9 protein-coding genes are annotated in these 9,986 nt (G+C 36.8%); 1 reads left to right on the plus strand and 8 read right to left on the minus strand.

All coding sequences use genetic code 11. From position 1 onward, the window contains the following. Window positions 1-5 precede the first annotated feature (5 nt). The 7 genes from BW731_RS11935 to BW731_RS11965 all read right to left on the minus strand — a co-directional run bounded on the left by BW731_RS11935 (window position 6) and on the right by BW731_RS11965 (window position 7,288). Entirely contained in the window at window positions 6-1,289 is a 1,284-nt protein-coding gene (locus tag BW731_RS11935; RefSeq protein WP_079348486.1) for a dihydroorotase, read from the minus strand. A gap of 10 nt (window positions 1,290-1,299) precedes the next feature. Beyond that, complete coding sequence (locus tag BW731_RS11940) at window positions 1,300-2,226, minus strand: aspartate carbamoyltransferase catalytic subunit (RefSeq protein ID WP_079348488.1); 927 nt, start codon at window positions 2,224-2,226, stop codon at window positions 1,300-1,302. Window positions 2,227-2,241: 15 nt separating this feature from the next. Further along, window positions 2,242-3,534 carry a solute carrier family 23 protein gene (locus tag BW731_RS11945; protein WP_079348490.1) on the minus strand — a complete coding sequence of 431 codons (1,293 nt, stop codon included), beginning with the start codon at window positions 3,532-3,534 and terminating at the stop codon, window positions 2,242-2,244. 137 nt (window positions 3,535-3,671) lie between these two features. Then, on the minus strand, window positions 3,672-4,211 hold the full coding sequence (gene pyrR / locus BW731_RS11950) for a bifunctional pyr operon transcriptional regulator/uracil phosphoribosyltransferase PyrR (RefSeq protein ID WP_071456897.1): 540 nt from the start codon (window positions 4,209-4,211) through the stop codon (window positions 3,672-3,674). A gap of 199 nt (window positions 4,212-4,410) precedes the next feature. Then, window positions 4,411-5,316: an RluA family pseudouridine synthase gene (locus BW731_RS11955; protein WP_079348492.1), complete on the minus strand. Its 906-nt coding sequence runs from the start codon at window positions 5,314-5,316 to the stop codon at window positions 4,411-4,413. A 117-nt stretch (window positions 5,317-5,433) separates the two neighbouring features. Continuing rightward, window positions 5,434-6,855 carry a cation:dicarboxylate symporter family transporter gene (locus tag BW731_RS11960; protein WP_079348494.1) on the minus strand — a complete coding sequence of 474 codons (1,422 nt, stop codon included), beginning with the start codon at window positions 6,853-6,855 and terminating at the stop codon, window positions 5,434-5,436. Window positions 6,856-6,928: 73 nt separating this feature from the next. Next, on the minus strand, window positions 6,929-7,288 hold the full coding sequence (locus BW731_RS11965) for a Rid family detoxifying hydrolase (RefSeq protein ID WP_079348496.1): 360 nt from the start codon (window positions 7,286-7,288) through the stop codon (window positions 6,929-6,931). 222 nt (window positions 7,289-7,510) lie between these two features. On the opposite strand from BW731_RS11965, the gene BW731_RS11970 reads away from it, so the two are divergent. Next, entirely contained in the window at window positions 7,511-8,644 is a 1,134-nt protein-coding gene (locus tag BW731_RS11970) for a trans-sulfuration enzyme family protein (protein ID WP_079348498.1), read from the plus strand. 39 nt (window positions 8,645-8,683) lie between these two features. On the opposite strand, the gene thrS is transcribed toward BW731_RS11970, so the two are convergent. Beyond that, window positions 8,684-9,986, minus strand: a 1,303-nt coding sequence (gene thrS / locus BW731_RS11975; RefSeq protein WP_079348500.1) for a threonine--tRNA ligase, incomplete at its 5' end; no start/stop codon positions are given.

Genomic DNA, 9,986 nt, shown 5'->3' on the forward strand with positions numbered 1-9,986 from the left:
ATGACTTACGCCTCCTTTTTATTCCAAACCAATTTCCCTTTTACAAAGGTATATAATGTGTCTCCAACAACTTTTTCTCCACTAAATGGCGTATTATGTGATTTTGAAACAAACGCTTCAGGTATGACCACTTCTTCATCTAAGTCAAAGATGGCAATATCCGCATCTGCTCCAATGTTTAATGATCCTGTTTCTAAATTAAATAGTTTTGATGGTGCTTCTGTCATCCAATACACCACTTGCTCGAGTGTAAAACGATTCGTTTTTACAAAGTGTGTGTACATTAAAGCAAAGGCTGTTTCACTTCCCACGATTCCAAATGGTGAATCAATCATGCTTTGATTTTTTTCTTCGTGTCCATGTGGTGCGTGATCTGTAGCGATACAATCAATCGTTCCATCCAGTAATCCGTCAATTAATGCTTGTTGATCATCAGTTGCTCTTAGTGGCGGATTCATTTTAAAGTAACCATGATCATGTGTAATATCACAATCTGTCATGATTAAATGATGTGGACACACTTCACAGGTAACATGGATGCCATTTTTTTTCGCTTGTCTGATGACTTCAACGCTTTCTTTGGTTGAAACATGACAGACATGATAATGAACGCCTGTTTCTTTTGCTAATAACACGTCTCTAGCAATTTGTGATGATTCAGTCGCGCTCATAATACCAGGTAAGCCTAACTCTTTTGATTTCTCACCTAAATGCATCACGCCACCAAATAATAAACTCTCATCTTCAGTGTGGGCTACAATCGCCATGTCAAGCGCTGCTGCTTCTTTCATTGCTTCATACATGACTCCAGCAGTTTGCACACCCACACCATCATTTGTAAAAGCAAATGCACCAGCTTTTTTTAATCCAGCAAAGTCAACTAACTTTTCTGTGTTTAATTCTTTTGTAATAGGTGCATATTGCAAGATGTTTACCACGCTATCTTTTTCGATTCGTTGATACATGTCTGTCAAACGCTCTGGTGTATCTGGCACTGGATTAAGGTTTGGCATGGCACACACTGTGGTAAATCCACCTTTAGCCGCTGAACGACTACCTGTTTCGATTGTTTCTTTGTATTCAAATCCAGGCTCTCTAAAATGCACATGAACATCAACTAATCCTGGTGTTATCAATCCGTTTTTTGCATCAATAACTTGTTCAAAACTCTCTGCTGTTTCAGTAAACTGACCAATCCCTTTGATTTTCCCTTCTTCAATCCAAACATCGACAGGAATTAACTGATTTCTACTTGTAACCACTCGGCCATTTTTAATTAATGTTTTCATGTTCATCCTCCTAAGATTTTCCTTGTAAAATGGCTTCTAATATTGCCATTCTCATAAATACACCATTGGTCATCTGTTGCGTGATGCGTGATTGGTAACTTTCGACTAAGTCATCAGCTAGCTCGACATCACGATTGACCGGAGCAGGGTGCATGATAATCGCTTTTTCTTTCATTTTTGTTGCACGTTCGCTGGTTAAACCATGTTGTTGGTGATATTCTTCTTTTGAAAAACTTTCCCCTTCATCGTGACGCTCGTGCTGCACACGTAACATCATCATCACGTCTACTTTATCTAATACGTCATCTATTGGTAAGTAAGTCCCGTATGCTTCATATTTCTTGTTGTACCATTCTTCTGGTCCACAGAAATAAAGATTGGCTCCAAGACGTTTTAACATCTTCATGTTTGAGTTTGCCACACGAGAATGGGTTAAATCGCCACAGATTGCAATATTTAAATTGTCAAAATGTCCGAATTCTTCATAAATTGTTAACAGATCAAGTAAACATTGCGTTGGGTGATTACCACTCCCATCGCCACCGTTGATGATGGATGTCGTGATTGTTTTACTTTGAATTAATTCATTGTAATAATCTTCTTCCCAGTGACGAATCACACACGCATGCACACCGATTGCTGACATCGTCAACACAGTGTCATATAACGATTCGCCTTTTGATACTGAACTTGTTTTTGCATCAAATTCTATTACATCGATGCCCATTTTTTTCTCTGCGACTTCAAAACTTTTATGTGTCCTTGTGCTGTTTTCAAAGAATAGATTAGCAACAAAATATTGTTGATTTGGTAATTGAGATTTTTCTCCGTGTTTAAACTGCTGTGCACGTTTAATTAATCCCATCACTTCTTGGTCACTTAATGATTCTGCAGTTAGTAAATGTTTTAAACTAATTTTCTCCGATGTAATAATCATTTGAGCCTCTCCTTTTTATTCTAATTCGCTTTTCGCTTTTTCAGGTAAAATCAAGTTCAGTATAATCCCAAACAATGTTGCTAGAGCCATACCAGAAACTGCTACTGCTCCAACTTGGAAGGTTAATCCGCCGATTCCCACTACTAAGATAACTGAGGCAATCAACAAGTTACGTTTTAAGTTAAAATCAATTTTATTATCAATCAAGATTTTCAATCCGCTTGAAGCAATCACTCCGAATAGGATAAAACTAATTCCCGCAATAACTGGGTTAGGAATACTTTGAATAATCGCGGTTAGTTTTCCGACAAAACTTAATCCCATTGCTAGGGCTGCCGCTCCACCGATGACAAACACACTGTGTACGCGAGTAATCGCTAGTACGCCGATATTCTCACCATAACTTGTAACAGGAGGACCGCCAACTAAACCAGCGACGATTTGTGCTAATCCGTCACCTTTAAGTGTTTTATCTAATCCTGGCTCTTTGAAGAAATCTCGTTTTGTTAATTTGTTTAATACCATTAAGTGACCAATGTGTTCTGTCATCGTCACAAACGCGATAGGTGCCATGGTCACAATCGCGGTTAAGTAAAATTTTGGTGTGTAAGTCACAAATGGTGCTTGAAAGTCAGGTAAAGCAAACCATGCTGCTTGTCTAATTGGCTCAACATCGACAATTCCAACTGCTAATGCGATAAAGTAACCACACACAATTCCTAGTAATATTGGGATAAGTCCCATAAACCCTTTAAGATACATATTAAAGAAAATCGTTAGTGACATCGTAATCAAGGCAACTGCAATGTATTTCACACTGTAAACTTGTTCGCCATTTGCTCCAACTGCATACATCGCTTGACTTGCTGCATTTCCAGCTAACCCAAGTCCGATTACCATGACAACTGGTCCAACCACAATCGCTGGAAGCAATTTATCTAACCAAGCTGATCCTGCTCGCTTCACAATCGCTGAAACAATTAAGTAGACAATCCCCGTTGTGATAGCTCCCAAGGCAACTGCCGGATACCCATCATCTTTCATTAACATTTGCATCGCTGCAATAAACGCAAAACTACTTCCTAAGTAAGCAGGGATTTTTCCTTTTGTTACGATGAGATAGACAATCGTTCCAAGTCCTGAACTAAACAGGGCAATTCCTGGGTTAATGCCGACTAATATTGGTACTAGTACTGTGGCACCAAACATCGTAAACAAATGTTGTAAGCTAAGTCCTAGCCACTTAATTCCTTTCGGCTTATCATGTATATCCAATACAACATCTGGGTTTCTATAGTTTTCTTTCATTTGACAGTCTCCTTTATAATAAAAAATCCTCGTTTCATTTTTAGAAACGAGGTGCACGAAAACAAATTGGTGTTTGACTTTTTCCACCAATTGTTACTGCTTTTCCTAGTCTCTCTGTACTCGATTAAAAAGCTTATTTAATTAAGTTGTTTAATTTTGATTTCATCTTTACCATCATATTCTTCCACAGATACAATAATTTGTTCTGTTTTTGATGTTGGAATATTTTTACCTACGTAATCAGCACGAATTGGTAACTCTCTATGTCCTCTATCAACTAATACGGCTAATGAAATCTTTTCAGGACGACCAATATCCATGATCGCATCTAGTGCTGCACGAATCGTTCTACCTGTAAAAATAACGTCATCGACTAAAATGACTTCTTTATCTTCTATTGAAAAGGGAATATTTGAAGCATGAACTTCAGGTGTGTCGTGTTCATTGACATGATTATCATCTCTGTATAATGTAATATCTAGCTCGCCGACAGGAATGTCTTTTCCTTCTAATTGTTTTAATCTCTCAGCAATTCGATTAGCTAGATAAATGCCGCGTGTTTTGATCCCAATCAACACGATATCGTCAATGCCTTTATGTCGTTCAATAATTTCATAAGTAATACGTGTCAATGCTCGTTTCATTGTCATGTCATCCACTACTACTTTTTCAGTCATTAAAGTTCCCCCTAAATTTTTTAAACAAAAAACCCTCTCATCCATCAAAGAATAAGAGGGTTGTGTTTTGCCATAGTGATATAAGGATACACTGATCCTTATCAATACATATTACACGCTCCTTCTTAGCCTCTCTGGACTACTCTTAAAGGACTGTTCTGTTTTATTGTACTGAGTATAACGCACTCATTTGTAAATATCAATCATTATTTTCGATTTCCTTTAATGTTTGTTTAAATATTTCTGGTAACTCAGAATCAAAGGTCATCAGCTCTCCTGTTGTTGGATGAGTAAAGGCTAATGTTTTAGCGTGTAAGAACTGCCCATTTCCTTTTATCGTTTTCTTCGGTCCATATAATGGATCTCCTACGATTGGGTAGCCAATGTAATCCATGTGAACACGAATTTGATGTGTTCGTCCTGTTTCAAGTACACACTCAATTAACGTGTAATCTAAAAATCTTTCTAATACAGTGAAATGCGTCACCGCTTCTTTACCATCAGAAATAATCGCTTGTTTTTGACGATTATCTTTACTTCGTCCAATCGGTGCATCTATTTTTCCTTTTTCATGTGGAATTACACCATGAACTAACGCCACATATTTTCTCAATGTTTTTCTTTCTCTTAGTTCATCTTGCAACGCAACATGCGCTGCATCATTTTTTGCGACCATTAACAACCCAGACGTATCTTTATCAATACGGTGTACAATCCCTGGACGAATCACGTCGTTTATACTTGAAAGTGAGTCAGCATGAAATAATAACGCATTAACAAGCGTTCCACTTGGATGCCCCATAGATGGATGCACGACCATGCCTTGAGGTTTATTCACGACTATCACATCGTCATCTTCATAGACAATCTCAAGCGGAATATCTTGTGCTTCTAACGTTAATTCTTTAGGTTCAGGTACTTGAATATCAATATTATCTTGGTTCTTCACTTTATAATTTGCTTTGACGATCTCACCATTTACACTGACTGCTTCTTCTTTTAACCAGCTTTGGATTTGTGAACGAGAATAGTCTGGATAGATTTCTGCCAAGACTTTATCGATTCTCCCCTTTTTATCTTCTACTACATAATGTAATTGTGTCATTTATTATCTCCTTCATTCAACTTGCTCACTTAGTTTATCATAAAACTTTAAGTGATTCACTAATTCCATGACGAATTTAGGTAAAACAAAAAAAGAGACGACATTCGCCTCTTCTTTTTATTCTTCATTAATTTCAGTTGTTGTTCCTGGTGTATTGAATTTATCTTTATCAAACGTGCCTTCCCATTTATCGACAACTACCGCAGATACCATACTTCCGGCAACGTTTAACATGGTACGTCCCATATCAACAATTGGGTCAATACCAAATACAGCACCAATACTAGAAATAGCTGATCCGTATCCTAAACCATTTAATGTGACCGTTGCGGCAACAGTAGCCGTTCCTGGTACACCGGCAATCCCGATAGATCCAACTGTAACGACAACAACTACTAAGACAAAGAATGAAAAGTCCATTGTCGCACCCGCTGCAGCAGCGACAAGTGTTCCTAACATCGCAGGGAATACACCCGCACAACCGTTCATCCCAATTGTTGTTCCCAGTGTCGCAACAAAGTTAGATGTTTCACCTGATACACCCATATCTTTTTCAAGTGTTTGTAAGGTATAAGGTAGCGTCCCGACACTTGAACGAGATGAAAAGGCAAACAATAACGTTGTAAATGCTTTTTTATAAAATGTTACTGGATTAACACCCATGAATATTAGGATTACAACATACACAAGTAACATAATAATAACACCTGTATAAAGAGCGGCGATAAATCCTAACATGCTAATAACAGATTGCACACCATTTGTAATGATTGTATTACTTACAAGAGCCACAACACCATATGGCATTAACTTAATCACATTAGTTAAAACAGAATTTACTGTCACACGTAATGAATCTAAAAAAGTAATAAACGGTGCCACTTCAGTCGGTTTTTTAACCTTCAAAAAGCGAATAGCTGTGGCAAACATCGCCGCAATAATCACGACTGATACAATACTGCCATTATCTCCCATAACACTTGTGATGTTATTTGGAATTAACTTTAAGAAAAATTCTGGAAAACTTTGAGCGGCAATATTATTAATAAATTCAGATTTTTGTTCAGTTAAATCTCCGGCAAAACTAACAGCATTAAGATTGAACAACTTCACCACTAAAATCCCAACAATAGCCGAAATCGCTGTAGTACTTAATAATGTAATAAACGTTCTAGTAGTCAAACTTTTAATCCGGTCTCCTTGCACATCCACTACCACTTTAATAATAGATAAAAACACAACAGGAACGGCAAGTAATTGAACAAGTTTTAAAAATCCAGATCCTATTAACCCATACCATACTGAGATTTCTCCTCTGGCATGATCAATATAAATCCCATTTTTACTACTCACTGCATCAAACCCAATCCCTAACACAAGACCGATGATCAAAGCGATAATCATGCGTTTTGAAAAACTAACTTTCTTGTCCTTGAGTATTCTTAAGCACATGATTGCCGCACCTAACAATACAATAGCAATCAACGTATAAAAATTACTCACTTTTAAAAACTGTGAAAAAAATGGAACATCTATCATGAATATCATCTCCTTTTTATCAGTCTGTACTGATATCATCTGTTAAAACTCTATAAATAAGTCCTACTATTTGTTACTTATGGATAATAAACTCTACTTCTAATAAAGCACCTTTTGGTAGTTTTGCAACTTGAAAAGCTGATCTTGCAGGTGTTTTGTCTGTAAAATAACTCCCATAAATATCATTAAATGTATTGAAATGCTCTAAGTCTTGTAAGAAACACGTTGTTTTGACAATCGCATTAAAGTCCACTCCAACTTCATCTAATATCAATTTGATGTTTTCCATCACTTGTTTTGCCTGACCTTCAATTGTATCTGATACAATATCTCCTGTTTCAACATCAATTGGGATTTGACCGGAAACAAAAATTAAATCTCCTGCTTCACGAAACACTGAGTAAGGGCCAATTGGCTTTGGTAATTTTGACATAATCATCCTCCATTCCTGATTTATAAATGTCATTATACACAAAATATCCATGATTTAAAAAAATATGCTCTCAAAAATGACGATTTATTTGAAATTTTATTCATATGAACGTTTTTTAATACATGATAAAATCATTTTCTTCATTGACAGCGCATACATTTAAGTGTTACTTTCAAGTTATGTTAATATGATTATTGTTCACTTACAATTGGAGGGGGTTTTATGAACATCAATACAAAATTATTACACGGATATTCTGTTATCGACAAAGAAACTGGAGCAGCCTCTATTCCAAAATACCAAACATCCACGTTCCATCAAGATGATGTCTTCCATCATACTGGATACAACTACACTCGGTTCGGTAATCCAACCATCACAGCAGTTGAGGAATGCATCGCATCTCTTGAGTGTGCCAAATTTGGTTTAGCCTTTTCTTCAGGTATGGCAGCTATCAATTCGGTTTTATTTATGTTATCTCAAGGAGATCACTTAATTTTAGGAAAAAACATTTATGGTGGTACTTATCAGATTGTGACGGAATTTCTAACACGTTTTGGAGTGGAACATACTTTCGTTGATGAATCTGATGTTTCGGCATGGGAAAATGCCATTCAACCAAATACGAAATTATTTTATTTGGAGACACCATCAAACCCTTTATTAACGATTACAGACTTAAAAGCTGTTTGTCATTTGGCAAAAAAACATGACATTTTAACTGTTTGTGACAACACATTTATGACACCTATTCATCAACAACCACTCGATTTTGGGGTCGATATTGTCATTCACAGTGCCACAAAATTTATTAATGGTCATAGTGATATTTTAGCCGGACTCATTGCGACAAATGATAAAGAACTATACTTAACGCTCAAAAAACATCAAAAAGCATTAGGAAGTATTTTAGGCGTTGAAGATGCGTGGTTACTTCTTAGAGGGGTTAAAACAATGGGACTTCGCATGAAACAATCCGTTAAAAATGCAGCTAAAATCGCAGACTTTTTAGCAAATCACGATGAAATAAAATCTGTTTATTACCCTGGACTAACATCTCATCCTCAAGCAGACATTCATCAAGCACAAACACAATCTGGTGGCGCTGTTTTAAGTTTTGAGTTAAGTTGTGAGGACAAAGTGGCAGACTTCTTCAATAAATGTCAAATCCCTATTGTGGCTGTCAGTCTTGGCGGTGTTGAGTCGATTTTATCTTATCCTTGGACCATGTCACATGCCTGTATGCCTGAAGAAGAACGCATCAAAATGGGCGTTACCTCAACGTTGATTCGTCTATCTTGTGGTATTGAGGATTGTGATGATTTAATTAGTGATTTAGAAAATGCACTGAAATAAGCAAAAGACCAAGCCACAATCGACTTGGTCTTTTTTGTATTATTTACTGTAGTTTTTCACTTCAGCAACCACTGATTCAACAAATAATGGTAATTTCACTGTTTCAGTTTCTTTGCTTCCGTATTTACGGACATTGACTTCGCCGTTGTCTAACTCTTTATCTCCCACAACGATTTGATATGGAATTTTTTGAGTTTGAGATTCACGAATCTTGTAACCCATTTTTTCGTTACGATCGTCCACTTCAAAACGTAATCCTAAACTATTTAATTGCTCTTTGATTTCAAAAGCATAATCACTATGTAAATCTAAGTTAACTGGAATGATTGTTCCTTGAACTGGTGCTAACCAAGTTGGGAAGGCTCCTTTATACACTTCAGTTAAGTAAGCCACAAAACGTTCCATTGTCGATACGATACCACGATGGATAACAACTGGACGATGAGTGTTTTCCCCATCTTGCCCAACATAAGTTAAGTCAAAACGTTCAGGTAATAAGAAGTCTAATTGGATAGTTGATAATGTTTCTTCCATACCTAAGGCAGTTTTTACTTGCACGTCAAGTTTAGGACCATAGAACGCTGCTTCGCCTTCTGCTTCAAAGTATTCTAACCCTAATTCATCAATGGCTTCTTTCAGCATTGTTTGAGCTTTTTCCCACATTTCATCATCGTCAAAGTATTTTTCAGTGTTTTCTGGGTCTCTGTAACTTAAACGGAAACGATAATCTGTAATATTGAAATCTTCGTATACGGCAACCATTAATTCTAATGTACGTTTGAATTCATCTTTGATTTGATCTGGGCGAACAAATGTATGACCGTCATTTAATGTCATTTCACGCACACGTTGTAAACCTGATAACGCACCTGATTTTTCATAACGATGCATCATACCAAGTTCAGCGATACGAATTGGCAATTCACGGTAACTATGAACATCGTTTTTATAAACCATCATATGATGTGGGCAGTTCATTGGACGTAATACTAACATTTCGCCATCTCCCATGTCCATTGGTGGGAACATGTCTTCATGGTAATGATCCCAGTGACCAGAAGTTTTGTAAAATTCAACATTTGCCATAATTGGTGTGTAAACGTGTTGGTACCCTAAGCTGATTTCTTTATCCGTAATGTAGCGTTCGATTGTACGACGAATTGTCGCACCTTTTGGTAACCAAAATGGTAAACCAGAACCAACTTCAGGACTTAGCATAAATAAGTCTAATTCTTTCCCAAGTTTTCTATGGTCACGTTCTTTCGCTTCTTCACGCATTTTGATGTATTCTTTTAATGCTTTTTTATCAAAGAATGCTGTTCCGTAAACACGTTGCATCATA

It is taken from the genome of Vagococcus martis, from assembly GCF_002026305.1.
Taxonomy (GTDB): domain Bacteria; phylum Bacillota; class Bacilli; order Lactobacillales; family Vagococcaceae; genus Vagococcus; species Vagococcus martis.